At 70.9% G+C, this 19353-nt stretch carries 19 protein-coding genes; 8 read left to right on the top strand and 11 right to left on the bottom strand.

Translation table 11 applies throughout. The features are described 5' to 3' along the window. Positions 1-29: 29 nt before the first annotated feature. The 3 genes from ABZ027_RS11945 to ABZ027_RS11955 all read right to left on the bottom strand — a co-directional run bounded on the left by ABZ027_RS11945 (position 30) and on the right by ABZ027_RS11955 (position 2000). Positions 30-581 (bottom strand): response regulator, encoded by a 552-nt coding sequence (locus tag ABZ027_RS11945; protein WP_356767013.1) that lies wholly within the window; start codon positions 579-581, stop codon positions 30-32. A gap of 178 nt (positions 582-759) precedes the next feature. After that, positions 760-1101 carry a chorismate mutase gene (locus ABZ027_RS11950; protein ID WP_356767015.1) on the bottom strand — a complete coding sequence of 114 codons (342 nt, stop codon included), beginning with the start codon at positions 1099-1101 and terminating at the stop codon, positions 760-762. Between the two features lie 11 nt (positions 1102-1112). Then, the gene (locus ABZ027_RS11955; RefSeq protein ID WP_356767017.1) at positions 1113-2000 is read right to left on the bottom strand and encodes an AraC family transcriptional regulator; all 888 of its coding nucleotides are present in this window, start codon (positions 1998-2000) and stop codon (positions 1113-1115) included. A gap of 238 nt (positions 2001-2238) precedes the next feature. Between ABZ027_RS11955 and ABZ027_RS11960 the strand changes: the two genes are divergently transcribed. Then, entirely contained in the window at positions 2239-3117 is an 879-nt protein-coding gene (locus ABZ027_RS11960; protein ID WP_356767019.1) for a hypothetical protein, read from the top strand. 236 nt (positions 3118-3353) lie between these two features. Here the strand turns inward: ABZ027_RS11960 and ABZ027_RS11965 are convergent, their stop codons facing one another. Together ABZ027_RS11965 and ABZ027_RS11970 are read right to left on the bottom strand one after the other, a co-directional pair. Continuing rightward, positions 3354-4259, bottom strand: coding sequence for an SDR family oxidoreductase (locus ABZ027_RS11965; RefSeq protein ID WP_356767021.1), 906 nt, complete (start codon positions 4257-4259; stop codon positions 3354-3356). Position 4260: 1 nt separating this feature from the next. Then, on the bottom strand, positions 4261-5001 hold the full coding sequence (locus ABZ027_RS11970) for an SDR family oxidoreductase (RefSeq protein WP_356767023.1): 741 nt from the start codon (positions 4999-5001) through the stop codon (positions 4261-4263). A 54-nt stretch (positions 5002-5055) separates the two neighbouring features. Between ABZ027_RS11970 and ABZ027_RS11975 the strand changes: the two genes are divergently transcribed. Genes ABZ027_RS11975 through ABZ027_RS11990 form a run of 4 tightly spaced genes read left to right on the top strand, consistent with a single transcriptional unit; the run spans position 5056 to position 8518 of the window. After that, a complete protein-coding gene (locus ABZ027_RS11975) occupies positions 5056-5823 on the top strand; it encodes an enoyl-CoA hydratase family protein (protein WP_356767025.1) in 768 nt (255 codons plus the stop codon). Next, entirely contained in the window at positions 5824-6741 is a 918-nt protein-coding gene (locus ABZ027_RS11980; protein WP_356767027.1) for a CoA-transferase, read from the top strand. Then, on the top strand, positions 6738-7469 hold the full coding sequence (locus ABZ027_RS11985) for a CoA-transferase (protein ID WP_356767029.1): 732 nt from the start codon (positions 6738-6740) through the stop codon (positions 7467-7469). Before ABZ027_RS11980 ends, ABZ027_RS11985 begins: the two co-directional genes overlap by 4 nt. After that, positions 7469-8518: a nitronate monooxygenase gene (locus ABZ027_RS11990; RefSeq protein WP_356767031.1), complete on the top strand. Its 1050-nt coding sequence runs from the start codon at positions 7469-7471 to the stop codon at positions 8516-8518. Before ABZ027_RS11985 ends, ABZ027_RS11990 begins: the two co-directional genes overlap by 1 nt. Positions 8519-8524: 6 nt before the next feature. Here the strand turns inward: ABZ027_RS11990 and ABZ027_RS11995 are convergent, their stop codons facing one another. The 3 genes from ABZ027_RS11995 to ABZ027_RS12005 are packed head-to-tail and all read right to left on the bottom strand — an operon-like array spanning position 8525 to position 11165. Beyond that, the gene (locus ABZ027_RS11995; protein WP_356767033.1) at positions 8525-9682 is read right to left on the bottom strand and encodes an acetyl-CoA C-acetyltransferase; all 1158 of its coding nucleotides are present in this window, start codon (positions 9680-9682) and stop codon (positions 8525-8527) included. Between the two features lie 35 nt (positions 9683-9717). After that, positions 9718-10353 (bottom strand): TetR/AcrR family transcriptional regulator, encoded by a 636-nt coding sequence (locus ABZ027_RS12000; RefSeq protein WP_356767035.1) that lies wholly within the window; start codon positions 10351-10353, stop codon positions 9718-9720. Between the two features lie 26 nt (positions 10354-10379). Next, a complete protein-coding gene (locus ABZ027_RS12005) occupies positions 10380-11165 on the bottom strand; it encodes an SDR family oxidoreductase (RefSeq protein ID WP_356767037.1) in 786 nt (261 codons plus the stop codon). Between the two features lie 59 nt (positions 11166-11224). On the opposite strand from ABZ027_RS12005, the gene ABZ027_RS12010 reads away from it, so the two are divergent. Both ABZ027_RS12010 and ABZ027_RS12015 read left to right on the top strand, forming a co-directional pair. Further along, positions 11225-12364 (top strand): acyl-CoA dehydrogenase family protein, encoded by a 1140-nt coding sequence (locus ABZ027_RS12010; RefSeq protein ID WP_356767039.1) that lies wholly within the window; start codon positions 11225-11227, stop codon positions 12362-12364. Next, entirely contained in the window at positions 12364-13389 is a 1026-nt protein-coding gene (locus ABZ027_RS12015) for an acyl-CoA dehydrogenase family protein (protein ID WP_356767041.1), read from the top strand. The genes ABZ027_RS12010 and ABZ027_RS12015 overlap by 1 nt, the downstream gene beginning before the upstream one ends. Here ABZ027_RS12015 and ABZ027_RS12020 read toward each other — a convergent pair. After that, positions 13377-15035, bottom strand: coding sequence for a cytochrome bc complex cytochrome b subunit (locus tag ABZ027_RS12020; RefSeq protein ID WP_356767043.1), 1659 nt, complete (start codon positions 15033-15035; stop codon positions 13377-13379). The two genes, ABZ027_RS12015 and ABZ027_RS12020, sit on opposite strands and share 13 nt — an antisense overlap. A gap of 246 nt (positions 15036-15281) precedes the next feature. Here ABZ027_RS12020 and ABZ027_RS12025 point away from each other — a divergent pair, with 246 nt between their 5' ends. Next, the gene (locus ABZ027_RS12025) at positions 15282-16232 is read left to right on the top strand and encodes a chitosanase (RefSeq protein ID WP_356767045.1); all 951 of its coding nucleotides are present in this window, start codon (positions 15282-15284) and stop codon (positions 16230-16232) included. 17 nt (positions 16233-16249) lie between these two features. On the opposite strand, the gene ABZ027_RS12030 is transcribed toward ABZ027_RS12025, so the two are convergent. Both ABZ027_RS12030 and ABZ027_RS12035 read right to left on the bottom strand, forming a co-directional pair. Next, positions 16250-17287 (bottom strand): hypothetical protein, encoded by a 1038-nt coding sequence (locus ABZ027_RS12030; protein WP_356767047.1) that lies wholly within the window; start codon positions 17285-17287, stop codon positions 16250-16252. Further along, a complete protein-coding gene (locus ABZ027_RS12035; protein ID WP_356767049.1) occupies positions 17284-19137 on the bottom strand; it encodes a polysaccharide deacetylase family protein in 1854 nt (617 codons plus the stop codon). Before ABZ027_RS12035 ends, ABZ027_RS12030 begins: the two co-directional genes overlap by 4 nt. Positions 19138-19353: the final 216 nt, after the last annotated feature.

The raw sequence follows: 19353 nt of genomic DNA on the forward strand, positions 1-19353 counted from the left end.
CATGGCACAGAGGCGGATCGGTACGCGCCCTATGTCCGGTCCTGTTCGAGCTCCCCGGTGTGCGCCCCTTGTGCGCGCGGGAGCGGGACCCTGGTGTTCGGGTGGGGCGGGGTGCGGTGGGGTGGGGTTTCCTCGGTTTCGGTGTGGTCCTTGATGAGGGCGCGCAGTTCGCGGACCTCGTGTTCGAGGGCGAGGTGGCGTTGGTGGGTGTCGAAGAGGTAGCGGACCTTGGTGCGCAGCGCCCAGGGGTCGACGGGTTTCATGACGAGGTCGGCGACGCCGAGTGCGAAGGCGGCGGAGGTCAGTTCGTGGTCCGGGCCGAAGCCGGTGAGCAGGATGACGGGGATGTGCTGGGTCTGTTCGAGGCGTCGCATGTAGCGCACGACGTCGACGCCGCTGACGCCGGGCATGCGCACGTCGAGCAGGAGGAGGCCGACCTGGCCCCGCAGTACCTGCTTGAGTGCCTCGTCGCCGCTGGTGGCGCGGCCCAGCAGGTAGCCCAGGGGGGCCAGGGCGCTCTCCAGCGCGTACAGGGTGTCCTCGTGGTCGTCGACGATGAGGATCCTGGCATCCGACGGCATGGTCCGGCGTCCCTCCCTCGTGGACAGACCAGCTTATGTCCGATGAGCTGACGGGGAGTACTCGTCAGCTGACAAGGAGTGCACAGCGCAGCATGCCGCTCGGTGGCCCTCGTGTCACGTCCTCGGGGGCGCCCACCGGGGTCCGTTCGAGGCCTGTTCGAGATGGAGGGCGGTTCGCCTACCGTGTCGAGCCGTTCACGGTGTCCTCGGCGATGCTCTCGTGGTGTCTGATCACCTCGGCGATGATGAAGTTGAGGAACTTCTCGGCGAACGCCGGGTCGAGTTTCGCGTTCTCGGCGAGGGTGCGCAGTCGTTCGATCTGGCGGGCCTCGCGGGCCGGGTCGGCGGGCGGGAGTTGGTGGCGTGCCTTGAGGTGGCCGACCTGTTGGGTGCATTTGAAGCGTTCGGCGAGCATGTGGACGACGGCGGCGTCGATGTTGTCGATGCTGTCGCGCAGCCGGGCGAGTTCCTCGCGGACGGCGGGGTCGACGTCGCCGGCCGGGGTGTTGCTGGTGGTCATGGGCGACCACATTACGGGGCGTGCGGGCGTTCGATCATGGGTGGATCGTCGGGGTCGGGGACCTGGTTGCTCCAGCCGCCGGGGACGGTGCGGCCCTGCTGGGCGCGGAAGCGGACGGGGGCCATGCCGACGCGGCGGGTGAACAGGCGGGAGAAGTAGGCGGGGTCGTCGTATCCGACGCGGCGGGCGACGGCCGCGACGGGCAGTTCGGTGGCGGCGAGGAGTTCCTTGGCGCGGCCGAGCCGGATGCCGAGGAGGTAGTCCTTGGGGCTGCAGCCGGCGCCGCGGCGGACGGCGGTGCGCAGTTCGGCGGGGGTCATGCCGTGCCGGGTGGCGTGGTCGGCGACCGACAGCGGCAGGCAGGCGTCGCGGGCGAGGGCCTTGAGGACCTGGTCGCCGTCGGGGGTGAGGTCGGCGCGGGCGCGACGCAGGGCGACGAGGAGTTCGTGGACGGCGGCCCCGGTCTCCACTTCCAGGAGGGGGTTGTCGCGGCGGGCGGCGCGGGCGATGCGGGCGACCACACCGCGTGGGGCTGCGGTGTCCGTCAGGGGCACCACGGGGCGGTCGGGCTCGATGTAGCCGAGTTCGGTGTACGTGGCGGTGGCGGGGCCGGTGAAGTCGACGAAGCCCTCGTCCCAGCCGCCCGGGTCGGGTGCGTAGTGGTGTGGGACGCCTGGGGTGAGCCACAGCAACGCGGGCGCTGTGACGGTCGTACGGCGGCCGTCGGGGCTCAGGTACCAGCCGGTGCCGGTGCTGATGACGACGGCGACGTGGTGGTCGAGGGTGCGGGGGCCGACGGTGGGCAGGGCGCCGTGCTGGAGGCCGACGCCGAGGCAGACGAGGCCGAGGCGGTGGTGGGCGGGGCCGGGCGTGAGGAACCGCATCCAGGTGTGGTACATCCGCGGCCCTCCCGGTTTCGTGTTCTCCGCTTCATCCAAGCAGCGACGATCTTCACCCATGGACGTGATCACCGCCAGGGGTCGAGTCCGGCTGCTGCACGCACCCGCCCCCTCCCCCTCCCCCTCGCCCCCGCACCCGCACCCGCACCCGCCCTCAGGGCACACAGACCGACCGGAGAGGTTCCGACCGTGTCCCCGTAGAGTGGAATCAAGTTCAGGGCGTCTTGGGGGTACGGGCGTGGCGAACGACGGACCGGTCGAGCACGGCTACCCGCACCTGGAGACAGTGCGGGCCGCCATCAACGCTTTGTACAAACGTTTGTCGTACGACACCGTGCAGACGTTCGCGACCAGCGTGGTCCCCGCCGACGTGGCCTTCGGCGACACCGACGACCTGTATCTGGGGGCGCAGCGGGTGGCCCGCGAGCTGGTGCGGCACTACCGCCTGCCGGACGCGCGGCTGGTGGTGAGCTTCCGCGAGATGCGGCACGCTGCGAACGTCGAACTCACCGCCGGGCCGGAGTACTTCGTCGAGCTGAACGACCGGTTCCGCACCCACCGCCGGGACATCGGCGCGGCCCTGGCGCACGAGGTGATGCACGTCTATCTGCACCGCCTCGACCTGTCGTTCCCCGGCACCCGGGACAACGAGATCCTCACGGACACGGCGGCGACCTACCTCGGCGCCGGCTGGCTGCTCCTCGACGCGTTCCGTCAGGACGCGGCGTCGTCACAGAAGCTGGGGTACCTCACCCCGGAGGAGTTCGGTTACGTCCTCGCCAAGCGCGCCCTCGTCTTCGGCGAGGACCCCTCGGTGTGGTTCACCAGCCCGCAGGCCTACACAGCGTATGTGCGGGGCATGTCACTGGCCCGGCAGGACGAACAGACTCCACCGCTGACTGCCGCAGGCTGGGCGGGCCGCCGACGCTACGCCCGCGACCGACGCCACGCCCCCGCCCCACACCCCGGCGTCCCCTACTCCTTCACCCCCGACGGCACCGGCCTGCGGGTCTCCTTCCCCTGCCCGACCTGCCATCAACGCATCCGGATCCCCGTACGCGGAAGAGTAAGAGCGCGCTGCGCACTGTGCCGAACCGTCCTGGAATGCGACACATAGGCCCCACGCTCCCGCGCCCGCGCACGGCGGCAAGGGGACGCGTCGGAGGGTCCCTCTCCCCCGGGACTCCCGCACCCGGACACGGCGGCAAGGGGACGTGTCGGGGGGTGTCCGCCCGCAGCGGTTGTCGCGTCAACACCGTCAAGTTGGTAACCGACCGATTCCGCGACGTTCCGAGGACGGACACCCCCCGACGCGGCCCCGACCCCACCCGCACGGTCGGCCCGAGTACCCGCTCAAGCCCCGTACACGATTCCCGGCACCTCCGCCTCCCCCAACAGCTTCAGCACCGCCTCCCCCACCTCCCCCGGCCTCCACCGCGTGCCCTTGTCAACCCTGGGCCCCGCCCGCCAGCCCTCCATCACCGCGATCCGCCCGCCCTCCGCCTCGAAGACCCGCCCAGTGACACCGACGCTCGCCGACGAGCCCAGCCACACGACCAGCGGAGAGACGTTCTCCGGGGCCATGGCGTCGAAGCCGACAGCAGGCGCGGCCATGGTCTCGGCGAACGTACGTTCCGTCATCCGGGTCCGGGCCGCAGGCGCGATGGCGTTGACCTGGACGCCGTAGCGCCGAAGCTCCGCCGCGGCCACCAGGGTCAGCCCGATGATCCCGGCCTTCGCCGCGCTGTAGTTCCCCTGCCCGAGCGAGCCCAACAGCCCCGCTCCGCTACTGGTGTTGACGATCCGCGCCTCGGGTGTGCGGCCCGCCTTGGTCTCGGCACGCCAGTGTGCGGCGGCGTGTTTCAGGGGCAGGAAGTGTCCCTTCAGATGGACCCGCAGGACGGCGTCCCAGTCGTCCTCGTCCAAGTTGACCAGCATCCGGTCACGCAGGAAACCGGCGTTGTTGACGAGGGTGTCCAGACGGCCGTACGTCTCCACGGCGGTCGCCACCAGGGACGCCGCCCCCTCGCTCACGGCGATGTCGCCGCCGTGCGCGACCGCCTCACCGCCCGCCGCGCGGATCTCCGCCGCCACCTGCTCGGCAGGGTTGCCGGCGCCCGGCGCGCCGTCGAGGCCGACGCCGAGGTCGTTGACGACGAGCCGGGCGCCCTCGGCGGCGAACGCCAACGCGTGGGCGCGGCCGAGTCCGCGGCCCGCGCCGGTGACGACGACGACCCGTCCGTCACACAGTCCGCTCATCTCACGTCTCCTTGTTGACGGTTGCCGCGTCCAGAAAGGCGGGCCGCTCCCCGCCACCGTGGACGAGCAGGCTCGCCCCGCTGATGTAGGCGGCGGCGTCCGAGGCGAGGAAGACCGCCGCCGCTCCCACGTCCGACGGCTCGGCCAGGCGCCCGAGGGGGACCGTGCGGGAGACGGCCGCGACGCCCTCGTCGTCCCCGTAGTGCAGAGGTGACCGCTCGGTACGGACCATGCCGACGACGAGGGTGTTGACGCGGATGTCCGGCGCCCACTCGACGGCCATCGAGCGGGCGAGGTTCTCCAGCCCCGCCTTGGCCGCCCCGTACGCGGCGGTGCCGGGCGAGGGACGGCCGCCGCTGACACTGCCGGTCATCACGATCGACCCCCTGACCCGCTTGAGGTGGCCGTACGCGGCCAGAGACACCGTCAGCGGCGCGAGGAGGTTCAACTCCAGGACCCGCACGTGCCGTTCGGGCTCGGCCTGGGTGAGCAGGCGGTAGGGGGCGCCGCCCGCGTTGTTGACGAGGACATCCACCCGGGGCAGCCCGGCGAAGAAACGCCGTACGCAGTCACCGTCCCGTACGTCCAACGCCACGAACTCCGTCTTCGGGAGGGGAACGTCCGGTGGTCTGCGCGCACAGACGATCACCTCGGCCCCCGCCCCCACGAAGGACCGCGCGATCCCGGCACCGACACCGCGGGTCCCGCCGGTGACGACCACGACCTTCCCGTCCAGGTCCATTCGCCGCTACCCTTCACCTAACAAACGTTTGGTGGAAAGGTAGCTGATGCGCCCATGGGTGTCTCCACCTCGTTCCTGGAAAAAGAACCCGGAAACACCGGAAACACCGGCATCGCCGTCGTCACGGTCGACTTCCCCCCGGTGAACGCGTTGCCGGTGCACGGCTGGTTCGCTCTGGCCGACGCCGTGCGCGCGGCCGGCCGCGAGCCGCAGGTGCGGTGCGTGGTGCTGGCGGCCAAGGGGCGCGGCTTCAACGCGGGCGTGGACATCAAGGAGATCCAGTCCCGCGGGCACAGCGCGCTGCTCGGCGCCAACTCCGGCTGCGCGGAGGCCTTCGCGGCCGTGTACGAGTGCGAGGTGCCGGTGGTGGCGGCGGTGCAGGGCTTCTGCCTGGGCGGCGGCATCGGCCTGGTGGGCAACGCGGACGCGATCGTGGCCAGCGAGGACGCCACCTTCGGGCTGCCCGAGCTGGACCGGGGGGCGCTCGGCGCGGCCACCCACCTGTCCCGGCTGGTCCCCCAGCACCTGATGCGGGCGCTGTACTACACCTCCCGCACGGCGACCGCGGCCGAGCTGCACGCGCACGGCTCGGTGTGGCGGGTGGTACCGGGCGATCAACTTCCCGTGGCCTCCCTGGAGTTGGCGGGCGAGATCGCCGCGAAGGACGGCCGGCTGCTGCGTATGGCGAAGGCGGCCATCAACGGTATCGACCCCGTGGACGTGCGGCGCAGCTACCGCTTCGAGCAGGGATTCACCTTCGAGGCCAACCTCAGCGGCGTGGCCGACCGCGTCCGCGACAACTTCCGGAAGGAAGGTGCGTAGGTGAGCGACAAGACGATGACCGCCGACGAGGCCGTCTCCCGCCTCACCAGCGGCATGACCCTCGGCATCGGCGGGTGGGGCTCCCGGCGCAAGCCGATGGCCCTGGTCAGGGCGCTGCTCCGGTCGGACGTCACCGACCTCACCGTCGTCTCGTACGGCGGTCCCGACGTCGGCATGCTGGCCGCCGCCGGACGGATCCGCAAGCTGGTCACCGCCTTCGTCACCCTCGACTCGATCCCTCTCGAACCGCACTACCGAGCGGCCCGCGAGCGCGGCCTGCTCGACCTGACGGAGATCGACGAGGCGATGTTCCTGTGGGGCCTGCAGGCGGCCGCGAACCGGCTGCCCTTCCTGCCGGTGCGGGCCGGTATCGGCTCGGACGTGATGCGGGTCAACCCCGGTCTGCGGACGGTGACGTCGCCGTACGACGACCACGAGACGTTAGTGGCGGTGCCGGCGCTCAGGATGGACGCCGCCCTGGTGCACATGAGCCGCGCGGACCGGCAGGGCAACGGCCAGTACCTGGGCCCGGACCCGTACTTCGACGACCTGTTCTGCGAGGCGGCGGACGCCGCGTACGTGTCCTGCGAGCGGCTGGTGGACACGGCCGACCTGACGAAGACGGGCGCGCCGCAGACCCTGCTGGTCAAACGCCACACGGTCACCGGCGTGGTCGAGGCCCCGAACGGCGCCCACTTCACGTCCTGCGCCCCCGACTACGGCCGCGACGAGGCGTTCCAGAAGCGGTACGCGACCACGCCGTGGGCGCAGTTCGCGGCGCGGTTCCTCGACGGGGACGAGCAGGCCTACCAGTCGGCCGTCAGGGCCGCCGGGGCCGCCGGGGCCGCCGGGGCCGCCGGGGCCGCCGGGGCCGCCGGGGCCGCCGGGGCCGCCGGGGCCGAAAAGGAGGAGGCATGAGCACCATCAGCCGCGCCGAGTACTGCGTGATCGCCTGCGCGGAGGCCTGGCGGGAAGCCGGTGAGATCCTGGCGAGCCCGATGGGCGTGATCCCGTCCATCGGTGCCCGGCTGGCCCGCCGCACCTTCGCGCCGGACCTGTTGCTGACCGACGGCGAGGCGATGCTCGTCGGCCCGGACGGCACCGTCGAGGGCTGGCTGCCCTACCGGCAGCACCTCACCCTGGTCACCGGGGGCAGACGGCACGTGATGATGGGCGCGAGCCAGATCGACCGGTACGGCAACCAGAACATCTCCTGCATAGGCGACTGGGGCCGCCCCACCCGGCAGCTGCTCGGGGTGCGCGGCGCGTCGGTCAACACCCTGAACAACCCGACCAGTTACTGGATCCCGAGACACTCCCGACGGGTCTTCGTCGAGCGCGTCGACATGGTGTGCGGGGTGGGCTACGACCACGCCGCCGACCATCCGGGAACGGCGCGCTACCACCGTGTCCCCCGGGTCGTCTCCGACCTGGGCGTCTTCGACTTCGCCACCCCCGACCACTCGATGCGACTGGCGTCGCTGCACCCCGACGTCACCGTGGACCAGGTCAGCGAGGCCACCGGCTTCGAGCTGACCGTCCCGGACGAGGTGCCGTACACCCGTGAACCGACGCCCGGGGAACTGGCGCTGATCCGCGAGGTGATCGATCCGGGGAACACCCGGGCCCTGGAGGTCGCGGCCTGATGGACACGGCACTGACCCGGCTGACCGGGGTGCGGCATCCGGTCGTGCAGACCGGGATGGGCTGGGTCGCCGGGCCGCGGCTGGTGAGCGCGGTCGCTCAGGCGGGGGCGCTCGGCATCCTGGGCTCGGCGACGATGACGGTGGACGGGCTTCGGGAGGCGGTCCGGGAGGTGAAGTCCCGTACGGACGCGCCGTTCGGGGTGAATCTGCGCGCGGACGCCGCGGACGCCGGGGACCGGGTACGGATCGTCGTCGAGGAGGGGGTGCGGGTGGCGTCGTTCGCGCTGGCGCCCTCGCGGGAGCTGATCGCTCAGCTGAAGGAGGCCGGCGTCGTCGTCATCCCGTCCGTGGGGGCGCGCAGGCACGCGGAGAAGGTCGCGGCGTGGGGCGCGGACGCGGTGGTCGTACAGGGCGGGGAGGGCGGCGGGCACACCGGTGAGGTGGCGTCGACGGTGCTGCTGCCGCAGGTGGTGGACGCCGTGGGCATCCCGGTGGTGGCGGCCGGGGGCTTCTTCGACGGACGGGGGCTGGTCGCGGCGCTGGCCTACGGGGCGGCGGGGGTCGCGATGGGCACCCGGTTCCTGCTGACCTCGGACTCGACGGTGCCGGACGCGGTGAAGGCGCGCTATCAGGCGGCGACGGTGAAGGACGTCACGGTCACGCGTGCGGTGGACGGCCTTCCGCACCGCATGCTGCGCACGGATCTGGTGGACTCTCTGGAGCGTTCGGGTCGCGCGCGGGGGCTGCTGCACGCGGTCCGGCACGCGGCGGCCTTCCGCAGGCTCTCCGGTCTCACCTGGCCGCAGCTGGTCCGTGACGGCCTCGCCATGAAGCACGGCAAGGAGCTGTCCTGGAGCCAGGTGCTGCTCGCCGCGAACACGCCGATGCTGCTGAAGTCCGCGATGGTCGACGGCCGTACGGATCTCGGTGTCATGGCGTCCGGGCAGGTCGCCGGGGTGATCGACGACCTGCCGTCGTGCGCGGAACTGGTGGAGCGGATCATGAAGGAGGCCGAGCAGGTCAGGGAAAGACTCGCGGCCTCCCCCTGAACGCCCTCACAGCCTCTCGATGATCGTCACGTTGGCCTGTCCGCCGCCCTCGCACATCGTCTGGAGGCCGAACCGGCCGCCGGTGCGCTCCAGTTCGTGCAGCAGGGTCGTCATGAGCTTGACGCCCGTCGCACCCAACGGATGCCCGAGAGCGATCGCACCGCCGTTGACGTTGACCTTCCCCGGGTCCGCGCCGGTCTCCTTCAGCCAGGCCAGCACGACCGGCGCGAAGGCCTCGTTGATCTCGACGAGGTCGATGTCGTCGATCGACAGGCCGGTCTTCTTCAGGGCGTGCGCGGTGGCCGGGATCGGCGCGCTCAGCATGCGGATCGGGTCCTCGCCGCGCACGGACAGGTGGTGCACGCGCGCCCGGGGCCGCAGCCCGTGTTCACGCACCGCCCGGTCCGAGGCCAGCAGCATGGCCGCCGACCCGTCGGAGACCTGCGAGGAGCAGGCCGCGGTGATGGTGCCGCCGTCGATGACCGGCTTCAGCCCGGCCATCTTCTCCAGGGAGGTGTCCCGGCGCGGCCCCTCGTCGACGGTGACCTGGCCGTACAGCACGATCTCCCTCTCGAACCGGCCCTCGTCGATCGCCGCCAGTGCCCGCCGGTGGGAACGCAGCGCGAACTCCTCCTGGTCCTGTCGGCTGATGCCCCACTTCGCGGCGATCATCTCGGCGCCGGCGAACTGGTTCACCGCCCGGTCCCCGTACCGGGCCCGCCAGCCCTCGCTGCCGGCGAACGGGCCCTGGGTGAAGCCGAGCGGCTCGGCGGCCTGCCGGGTCGCGTAGGCGATCGGGATCTGCGACATGTTCTGCACACCGCCCGCGACGACCAGGTCCTGCGTCCCGGACAGCACGCCCTGCGCGGCGAAGTGCACGGCCTGCTGCGAGGAACCGCACTGCCGGTCCACCGTCACCCCGGGCACCTCCTCGGGCAGCCCGGCCGCCAGCCAGCAGGTCCGGGCGATGTCCCCGGCCTGCGGGCCCACGGCGTCGAGGCAGCCGAACACGACGTCCTCCACGGCGGCCGGGTCGACGTCGGCCCGGGCCACCAGCTCCTTGAGCACATGCGCCCCCAGGTCGGCCGGGTGGACTCCGCTCAGTCCTCCCCCGCGCCGCCCGACAGGCGTACGGACCGCTTCGACGATGTAGGCCTCGGCCATGGCAACTCCCTCACAGGAAAGGACGGACGAAAGGGCTATGCGCGTACGGCGATCCCGTCCAGCACCATCGACAGGTACTGCCGGGCGATCTCCTCCGGGCTGTGCTGTCCCCCGGGCCGGTACCAGGACGCGGCGACCCACACGGTGTCGCGCACGAACCGGTAGGTGAGGCGGACGTCGAGGTCGGACCGGAACACCTCGGCGGCGACCCCGCGCTCCAGCGTCGACAGCCACGCCGTCTCGAACCTGCGCTGCGACTCGGCGAGGAACGCGAACCGCTCCTGCGCGACGAGTTGCTTGCTCTCCTTCTGGTAGATCGCGACGGCGGCGCGATGCCGGTCTATTTCCCGGAACGACTCGGTGACCAGCGCTTCGAGGGTCTCGCGGGGGCCGAGCTGGGCGCCCAGGACGGCGTCGTAGCCGTCCCAGAGCTCGTCGAGGAAGGTCCGCAGGATCTCCTCCAGCATCGATTCCTTGGAGTCGAAGTGGTAATAGAGGCTGCCCGCGAGCATGCCCGCGTGGTCTGCGATCTTGCGCACGGTGGTGGCGTTGTAGCCCTGGTCGGCGAAGACCTCGGCGGCGGTGTCGAGGAGTTCGCGACGGCGGGCCCCGGCGGCGGCCGCCGCGGGTTTCCGGACGGCGGTCACCTGGGGCTTCTTCTTGGTCGGCACGGTTCCATTGTGGTCTGCTTCGCTCGTCAGGCGTGCTGGCTGCTGACGGAGACGACCTCTCCGGTCAGGTACGAGGAGTAGCCCGACGCCAGGAACACGATCACGTTGGCCACCTCCCAGGGCTCGGCGTACCGCCCGAAGGCCTCGCGTGCGGTCAGCTCCTCCAGCAGGTCGGGGGATGTCACCTTCACCAGGTGGGGGTGCATGGCGAGGCTGGGCGAGACGGCGTTGACACGGACCCCGAACTCGGCCGCCTCGATCGCCGCGCACCTGGTCAGCGCCATCACGCCCGCCTTCGCGGCGGCGTAGTGCGCCTGTCCGGCCTGGGCGCGCCAGCCGACGACGGAGGCGTTGTTGACGATCACGCCGCCGGTGTCCCTCATCCGTCTCAGCGCTGCTCTGGTGCATCGGAACGTGCCGTTCAACGTCACGTCCAGGACCCGCGACCACTGCTCGTCAGTCATCTCCACCAGGGCGGAGGTCCCGCCGAGGCCGGCGTTGTTGACCACCACGTCCAGTCGGCCGTGTTCCCGTACGGCCTGGTCGAACAGCTCCCGCACCTGCCCCTCGTCGGTGACGTCGCACGGCACCGCGGACACCAGGTCCGCGCCGAACTCCTCGGCCAGCCGGGCCTGGTACTCCTTGAGTCGCCGTGTGTGCGTGTCGCTGATCAGTACTCGCGCGCCTTCTTCCAGGAAGCGGCGGGCGGTCGCGCCGCCGATCCCGGCGCCCGCGGCGGCCGTGATGACGGCCGTACGTCCGCTCAGCAGCCCGTGCCCGGGCACGTACTCCGGAGTCTCGACGCCTGTCATGGAGCCACGCTAACCTACCAAACACTTGTTAGGGAAGTGCCGTCGAAGGGCTGCCGCCGATGGATCTCGCCTTCACGCAGGAAGAAGAGGCCTTCAGGGCCGAGGCCCGCGCCTGGCTGGGGGCCCATGTACCGTCCGCTCCGCTGCCCTCCCTGGAGACGGAGGAGGGCTTCGCCGCGCACCGCGCGTGGGAGGCGGAACTCGCCGCGGACCGCTGGTCGGTGGTCGACTGGCCGGCGCGCTACGGCGGGCGGGACACGGGCCTGGTCCGCTGGCTGCTCTTCGAGGAGGAGTACTACGCCGCGGGCGCGCCGGGCCGGGTCGGTCAGAACGGCGTCAGTCTGCTCGCGCCGACCCTCTTCGACCACGGCACCGAGGACCAGCGCGCGCGTGTGCTGCCGCCGATGGCCACCGGTGAGGTGGTCTGGGCGCAGGCCTGGTCGGAGCCGGAGGCGGGCTCGGATCTGGCGTCCCTGCGCTCCAGGGCCGTCCGCACCGCCGGAGGCTGGCTGCTGAGCGGCCAGAAGACCTGGTCCTCGCGGGCGGCGTTCGCCGACCGCGCGTTCGGCCTGTTCCGCAGCGACCCGGAGCCGGCCAAGCCGCATCAGGGCCTGACCTACGTGATGTTCGACCTGCGGGCGCCCGGTGTCACCGTCCGCCCCATCCGCCGCCTCGACGGCCGACCCGCCTTCGCCGAACTGTTCCTGGACGAGGTGTTCGTGCCGGACCAGGACGTGATCGGCGAACCCGGTCAGGGCTGGCGGGTGGCGATGTCGACGGCGGGCAACGAGCGCGGGCTCACGCTCCGCTCCCCCGGCCGTTTCCTGGCGGGCGCCGACCGGCTGTACGCGCTGTGGCGGGACCGGGGCAGCCCGGATACCGTGCGGCATCGGGTGGCGGACGCCCTGATCGGCGCCCGCGCCTACCAGCTGTTCACCTACGCCGCCGCCTCCCGGCACCTCGACGGAGCGTCGCTCGGTCCGGAGTCCAGCCTGAACAAGGTGTTCTGGTCGCAGTACGACATCGCGCTCACCGAGACGGCCCTCGACCTGCTGGGCGCGGCGGGCGAGGCGGCCGACACCGAGTGGGCCGAGCGGTATGTGTTCGCCCTCGCCGGCCCCATCTACGCCGGCACCAACGAGATCCAGCGGGACATCATCGCCGAACGCCTGCTGGGCCTGCCGAAGGGACGCCGGTGATGCGGTTCCTCCCGACCACCGAGCAGCGTGCCTTCGCCGACTCCCTGACCGCCCTGCTGACGGCCGCCGACACCCCGGCCGTGGCACGGGACTGGAGCCGCGGGGAGCACACCGGCGGACGCGCGCTGTGGTCCCGTCTCGCCGAGGTGGGCGTCTTCGCCCTGGCGGTCCCGGAGGCGTACCAGGGGATGGGGCCGCGTCCCGTGGAACTCGCCGTCGCCTTCGTGGAGTTGGGGCGGCACGCGGTGCCGGGGCCGCTGGTGGAGACGGTGACGGCGGCGACGCTGCTGGCGGCGCTGGACGACCCGGGCCCGGCCAAGCGCCTGCTGCCCGCCCTGGCCGCGGGCGAGTCGGTGGCCACCGTGACCCACGGCGGATACGCGCTGGACGCGGACGCGGCGGACGTACGGCTGAGCGTGCGGGAACCGGAGGGCGCCGCGGCTGCGACCCGAGCGGCGCCGTCCGCCACCGAGCTGAGGCTGGCCCCCGCGCCGGGTCCCCCGCGTCCCTGCCTCGACCCCGCGCGCCGGCTCTTCCCCCTCCCGCCGGGCGGGGACCTCCTCGCCACCGGGCCGCAGGTCACCGCGGCCATGACGCGGGCCGTCCAGATCGCCCGGCTGACCACGGCCGCCCAGGCCCTGGGCGTCGGCCTCGCGCTGCTCGACCAGACCGTCGCGTACGTCAGGCAGCGCACCCAGTTCGGTGTTGCGATCGGCTCGTTCCAGGCCGTCAAACACCAGCTGGCGGACGCCAGGATCGCCCTGGAGTTCGCGCGGCCCCTGGTTTTCGGTGCCGCGCTGACCATGACCGGGCAGGACATCGCCGCCGCGAAGGTCACGGCGTGCGAGGCGGCGTACGCCACCGCCCGGACGGCTCTCCAGCTGCACGGCGCGATCGGCTACACCGCCGAGTACGACCTGTCGCTGTGGCTGACCAAGGCCCGCGCCCTGCGGGCCGCCTGGGGCAGCCCCGACGAGTGCCGGGCCACCGTCCTCGGTGCCGGTGATCGCCCTCAGTGGTGGTGATCGCCGCTGGTGACCTCCCGGTACTCCTCCACCGTCGGCTTCTCCACCCGGGTCTCCGGGCCGAACATCGCCCGCGCCAGCCGGGCCCGCACCCGCTGGGATACCTTCACCTGCCGGCGTACCCCGTTCTCGTCCACGAGCGGCCCGATCTCGTACGCCTGTGGCTGTTCGTGCTGGGTGAGGGTGAACAGCTGCCCCTGCGAGAGGGGTTCGTGGACCTCGACGTACTCGCCGTGCGGCAGGCGCTTGATGGTGCCGGTCTCCCTGCCGTGCAGCACCTTCTCCCGGTCCCGGCGCTGCAGACCGAGACAGACGCGATGGGTGACGAGGTAGGCGAGCACCGGCACCACGAACACCGACACCCGTACGAACCAGGTGATCGCGTTGATGGACAGATGCAGATGGGTGGCGACGATGTCGTTGCCGCCGCCGATCAGCAGCACCGCGTACAGGCTCAGCCAGGCCACTCCCAGGCCGGTGCGCACGGGCACGTTGCGCGGCCGGTCCAGGATGTGGTGCTCGCGTCGGTCGCCGGTGACCCATGCCTCGATGAACGGGTACAGGCCGATGGCGAGCAGGATCAGCGGGAAGAGGGAGAAGGGGATGAAGACGCCCAGTTGCAGGGTGTGGCCCCAGGCGTTGATCTCCCATCCCGGCATCACCCGGATCAGTCCCTCGGAGAAGCCCAGGTACCAGTCGGGCTGGGCGCCCGTGGTCACCAGGTCCGGGCGATACGGGCCGAAGGCCCACACGGGGTTGATGCTGGCGATGCCGCCGATGATCGTCAGAACGCCGAAGACCAGGAAGAAGAAGCCGCCCGCCTTGGCCATGTAGACCGGCAGGAAGGGCATGCCGACCACCGACTTCTCGTCGCGGCCGGGCCCGGGGTACTGCGTGTGCTTGTGGTAGAAGACCAGGATCAGATGCGCGACCACCAGGCCCAGCATGATCCCCGGCAGCAGCAGCACATGGATCGGGAAGAACCTCGGAATGATGTCGTGCCCGGGGAACTCCCCGCCGAAGAGGAAGAAGGACAGGTACGTCCCGACGATCGGGACGGACAGGATGGCGCCCTGCGCGAAGCGGACGCCGGTGCCGGACAGCAGGTCGTCGGGGAGCGAGTAGCCGGTCAGGCCGGTCAGGATGCCGAGGAACAGCAGGGTCCAGCCGAACATCCAGTTCAGTTCGCGGGGCTTGCGGAACGCGCCGGTGAAGAACACCCGCATCATGTGCACGAGCATGCCGGTGACGAAGACCAGTGCCGCCCAGTGGTGGATCTGCCGGATCAGCAGCCCGCCGCGCACATCGAAGCTGATGTCGAGCGTCGACTCGTACGCCCGCGTCATGATGACGCCGTTGAGGGGCTCGTACGTGCCGTTGTAGACGACCTCGACACCGCTCGGTTCGAAGAACAGCGTGAGGTAGATCCCGGTGAGGATCAGGACGAGGAAGCTGTACAGGCAGACCTCGCCCAGCATGAAGGACCAGTGGTCCGGAAAGACCTTGCGCATGTTGGCCTTCGCCAACGCGTATAACCCGAGCCGGCCGTCGGCCCAGTCGGCGAGTTTCTCACCCTTGCCAGGAGCCTCCCCGCGTGCCGGAACCACCCGCCCCGCTCCCCCGTTCACCGATCGTGCGCCGTTCATGCCGCGTCGCCTCCCCGTCGGATCAACCCCCAAGGTGACACGACAGTACGACCAAGCCCGTGGGGCGGCCAGTCAGGGGGGCCGGACGATTTTCCGCGTCCGCGCCGACGTCGGCCACCGCAGCGACTCGTCCACGACAGGGTCGACAGCCCGGGATGGAGCATCCGGCGGAGATCCGCGCGCTTCCCCGCACGCACCGACCCGGCCACCGCTGCCGCGGCACCGGGCGACCGTACGCTGGGCGGCATGAAACGTGCCGGTCTCCTGCTGCTCGGCGCCGTGCCCCTCGTGGTCGCGGCGACGGTCTACGCCTCGACGGCACCCACCTCCGAGGTGGACGGGAAGGCACAGGGGAGGACGGGTCCGACGGCCGCGCCCCGTACGTCGGTCGCGCGTACCCCGGCCGTCCGTACCCCGGCCGTCCGTACACCGGCCGCGGTCACGCAGGCGGTGGGTACCCCGACCGCCCGGAAACCGGCCGCCAGGCCCGCGAGCCTGGCCGACCCCGGCAAGAAGGAACTGGCCCAACAACTGGTGGCCAGCGCCGAGAACTCCACCCTCGACTGGCGTGCCGCCTACGCCTACATCGAGGACATCGATGACGGGCAGGGCTACACGGCCGGCCTCATCGGTTTCTGCACCGGCACCCACGACCTGCTCACCCTCGTCCAGGCGTACACCGAGGAGCACCCCGGCAACGGTCTCGCCCGCTACCTCCCCGCCCTGCGCGCGGTCGACGGCACGGACTCCCACGCGGGCCTGGACCCGGGTTTCACCGCGGCCTGGAAGGCGGAGGCCGCCCGCCCGGCGTTCCGCAGGGCCCAGGACGAGCAGCGCGACCGCCTCTACTTCGACCCCGCGGTGCGCCGGGCCGAGGAGGACGGGCTGGGTGTCCTCGGCCAGTTCATCTACTACGACGCGATGGTGTACCACGGCCCCGGCCAGAGCCCGACCAGTTTCGGCGGCATCCGCGCCGCGGCCCTGCGCCGGGCGGCCACCCCCGCCCGGGGCGGCTCGGAGAAGACGTACCTCGCGGAGTTCCTCGACGTCCGCCGCGCCGCCATGACCGCCCTGCACCCCGGCACGGACACCAGCCGCGTCGACACGGAACAACGCCGCTTCCTGAACGAGGGCAACCTGCGGCTTGCCACTCCGCTGGAGTGGAAGGTGTACGGGCAGACCTACAAGGTTCCCTAGGGGGTGCTGACCCGGCGTCAGGACCCGCCCCACCTCTCCCGCAGCACCCGCTCCGCCGGCTTGCCGTGCGGTGTGTAGGCCAGCGCGGCCGGGGTCTCGCCGCTGTCCGGCCAGTCGTCCCACATCCACCAGCACACCCCGGCCCACCACGGGCGGCCGGTGAAGGTGTCCAGTAACGCCCGGTAGGCGGCGGCCTGTTCGGCGTCGCCGGTGCGGCGGCTGATGTCCCAGGCGTAGGGCGCCGTGGTGGAGCCGTGCTGGCTGACGTACCCGGCCTCGGTGAACAGGATGCGCCGGTCGTGGCGTCGGGAGAAGGCGGCGAGTTCCTCGCTGATCGGTCTCCAGGCGCGGCGCAGCCGTGCGGTGTCGGCGGTGGGGCTGTCGGACAGGGGCCAGTAGGCGTCGATGCCGATGAGGTCGAGCTCCTTCCAGAAGCCGACCCTGGTGTACTCGTCGTAGTTGGCCGCGTAGGTCAGCGGGCCGTCGTAGTGCTCGCGGACGGTGTCGACGACCCGGGTCCACGCCTCGCGGTCGCCGGAGACCCCGGCGAGTTCGGTGCCCACCGCGAACTGCTCGGCGCCGGTGTCGGCGGCCAGGTCGGCGTAGTGGGTGATGAAGCGGCGGTAGGAGGTGAACCAGGCGGCGCGGTCGCGGGGGCGGATCTCGGCGCGGTCGGCGTCGCCGGGCAGGTCCACGTGCGGCTTGATCATCACCTTGAGGCCGGCCCTGTGGGCACGGCGCACCATCCTTTTCAGGCTCGCGTCGCTGGCGGTCTCCTCGGTGGGGTGCATGGCGGAGTCGGTGCGCCGGTGCTGGTACCAGGTCGGGGTGAAGGTGACCCAGCGTGCCCCGGTGGCCCTGATGTCCCGCAGGTACCGGCGGGCGGCGGGGCTGTCGTAGTCGGTGCGGTACCAGGAGGGCAGGGTGATGCCCCGCATGGTTCCTTTCGGTTCCTTCTCACCGGAGGAGCCGGTGGCTGTGCACCCTTCGGCGCCGAGGAGGACCGCCACCGCGGCAGCGGCGACGGTCCTCCTGCGCAGGGCGGGTTCTCTCACAGGCTCGACGGGCTGACGAAGCTGTAGCCCAGGGCCTTGATGCCGTCGATGGTGTCCTTGAGCGGCTGGGTCGGGTAGTAGGGGTGGTAGAAGAAGCTGGCGAACCCGTCCCGGACGGCCAGGTTGGCCTTCGCCGAGGCGATCAGGTCGGCCGGCAGGCGGGCCGGGTGGTTGTTGTACGCCTCCGGCTCGTAGTTGCCGATGTTCTCGGGCAGCACCTTCGTGCCGTACACGTCCTTCACCACGTACGGGAAGAACTGGCCGATGAAGGAGTTGGGCCCGGCGGAGGTGCCGCTGAGGGTTCCCGAGAAGTACAGCGAACGCTCCAGGCGCGCCGAGAAGTTGGAGCCGAACACCTTGTAGTCGGCGGCCGAGGCGGCGTAGTGCGGGGTGGTCCACAGTGTCGGTTTCGGCAGGCCCGCGGCGGTGAAGGCGGCCAGCGCGCTGGACACCCGGCTCTGTGCCCAGAGGGTGGAGTCCTCGGCGACGGGGCCGTCGTAGACGACGTTGTTCGAGGCGTCGACGTGGGCCCGGTAGAACTCGAAGTCGTCGCCGGTGACGCCGTTGTACGGGTTGGCGACGTTGCTGTACTGGTGTGTGTAGCCGTGGTCCATGAGGACCGCGCCCCTGGCCAGCATGTACTTGAGGGCGCTGACGACCTTCGGACGCTGGGCGAGCGTGATCGTCTGTGCGACACCGTTGTTGTAGGTCCCGTTCGGGTCCTTGTAGACAGGGATCACGTTGATGCCGTAGGGGATCTTCTGGGAGTACAGGTAGTCGGCCATCGTCCGCAGTTCGGTGGGATCCGAGTCGGGGCTGATGTCCTCCAGGCGCAGCAGTGCGCGGTGCCGATCGACGGTGGCCGGGGCGAGGGCGTCGAAGAGGAGGTCCTCCAGGACGATGATCCGGTCGCTCTCGGAGACGTAGGCGAAGGGGATCTCACCGAGGTAGGTCAGGTTGGACGACCGGATCGCCCATCCGAAGGTGTGACCGTTGGAGGTGTCCAGTCCTTCCGCAAGCCGGGTGACGGCCGGGTAGCCGGGGCCGGTGAGGACATTGGGGCGCAGCACGCCGCCGTCCTGACCCGCCGGGATCTTCCGGGTCAGGACCTGGTTCTTGTAGGTCACCTGCGTCACGGTCCCGACCGAACTGCCGTCCACGTAGTAGGACGACGTCGGGTCCCAGCCGTACTTCTGCGTGAACTGGGTGACGCCCACCGCGTTCGCCATGTTCCAGATGTTGTCACCCATCCAGATCACGGGCTTGGTCGTGGTGGACACGTCCTGGTAGAAGGCGGCCGGGATCGCGTCCGGGATGTCACAGCAGTAGTAGGTCGAACCGATGTAGATCACGGCAGAGTAGGAGTCGACCATGCCGGCGGTGTACTGCTGGACGGGCTTGGCCGTCACGCTGCCGAAGTGTCCCGCGAGGTTGGCCACGCCCATGGCGTAGAGCTCGCCCAACTGCCCGTATGGGCCTGCCGTGTCGTAGAGGACGAGGGCGCTCGGGTCGGCCGCGGCGGCGGCGACGGCTCGGGGCAGGGACACCTGCCGGGTCAATGACGCCTGCCGGGTCACGGCCGCCGCGGTGGTGGCGGTGCCGGTCCGGTAGACGGCCGAGGTCGTCAGATGGGCCACGGACGATGTGTGACGCGACTTGTTGTGGCGTGCTCGGTCGGAGCTGAGCCGTTCTCGGTCGGAGGTGAACTGGGCCTGCGCCCAGCCCTTGAGGTCGATCCGGCCCAGTCCGGACTTCTTGGCGACGGCTTCGTGTCCGGGCCGATGTCCCCTGGGGCCGGCCTGCGCTCCCGTGGCCAGAAGAGTGCCGCTGACCAGAGCGACGAGGACCAAGAGGACAAGGTAGAGCTTGGGAATTCGATGTCTTCGGCTGTAAATCACTGATCTCACGATGACTCCCCCCCTTTTGCCAATCCTTGGCAAAGGCTTTCCCCAACAGCAAGGGGACCGATTCTTCTGAGGGTGACGACTGGGTGTCAATGGGCCGAAGGGTTAATTCCCGGAGTGCCATGAGACCCTACTGGATGGTCGGACATGTCAGTTTTTCAA

It is taken from the genome of Streptomyces sp. NPDC006332 (genome assembly GCF_040612855.1).
Lineage (GTDB): Bacteria > Actinomycetota > Actinomycetes > Streptomycetales > Streptomycetaceae > Streptomyces.

Excerpts from the sequence above, each read along its gene's own strand:
- ABZ027_RS12025 (WP_356767045.1), top strand. The coding sequence starts at position 15,282 with ATGAAACGTGCCGGTCTCCTGCTGCTCGGCGCCGTGCCCCTCGTGGTC.
- ABZ027_RS11975 (WP_356767025.1), top strand. The coding sequence starts at position 5,056 with ATGGGTGTCTCCACCTCGTTCCTGGAAAAAGAACCCGGAAACACCGGA.
- ABZ027_RS11945 (WP_356767013.1), bottom strand. The coding sequence starts at position 581 with ATGCCGTCGGATGCCAGGATCCTCATCGTCGACGACCACGAGGACACC.
- ABZ027_RS12020 (WP_356767043.1), bottom strand. The coding sequence starts at position 15,035 with ATGAACGGCGCACGATCGGTGAACGGGGGAGCGGGGCGGGTGGTTCCG.
- ABZ027_RS11985 (WP_356767029.1), top strand. The coding sequence starts at position 6,738 with ATGAGCACCATCAGCCGCGCCGAGTACTGCGTGATCGCCTGCGCGGAG.
- ABZ027_RS11990 (WP_356767031.1), top strand. The coding sequence starts at position 7,469 with ATGGACACGGCACTGACCCGGCTGACCGGGGTGCGGCATCCGGTCGTG.
- ABZ027_RS12010 (WP_356767039.1), top strand. The coding sequence starts at position 11,225 with ATGGATCTCGCCTTCACGCAGGAAGAAGAGGCCTTCAGGGCCGAGGCC.
- ABZ027_RS11955 (WP_356767017.1), bottom strand. The coding sequence starts at position 2,000 with ATGTACCACACCTGGATGCGGTTCCTCACGCCCGGCCCCGCCCACCAC.
- ABZ027_RS11950 (WP_356767015.1), bottom strand. The coding sequence starts at position 1,101 with ATGACCACCAGCAACACCCCGGCCGGCGACGTCGACCCCGCCGTCCGC.
- ABZ027_RS11970 (WP_356767023.1), bottom strand. The coding sequence starts at position 5,001 with ATGGACCTGGACGGGAAGGTCGTGGTCGTCACCGGCGGGACCCGCGGT.
- ABZ027_RS11995 (WP_356767033.1), bottom strand. The coding sequence starts at position 9,682 with ATGGCCGAGGCCTACATCGTCGAAGCGGTCCGTACGCCTGTCGGGCGG.
- ABZ027_RS12005 (WP_356767037.1), bottom strand. The coding sequence starts at position 11,165 with ATGACAGGCGTCGAGACTCCGGAGTACGTGCCCGGGCACGGGCTGCTG.
- ABZ027_RS12015 (WP_356767041.1), top strand. The coding sequence starts at position 12,364 with ATGCGGTTCCTCCCGACCACCGAGCAGCGTGCCTTCGCCGACTCCCTG.
- ABZ027_RS11965 (WP_356767021.1), bottom strand. The coding sequence starts at position 4,259 with ATGAGCGGACTGTGTGACGGACGGGTCGTCGTCGTCACCGGCGCGGGC.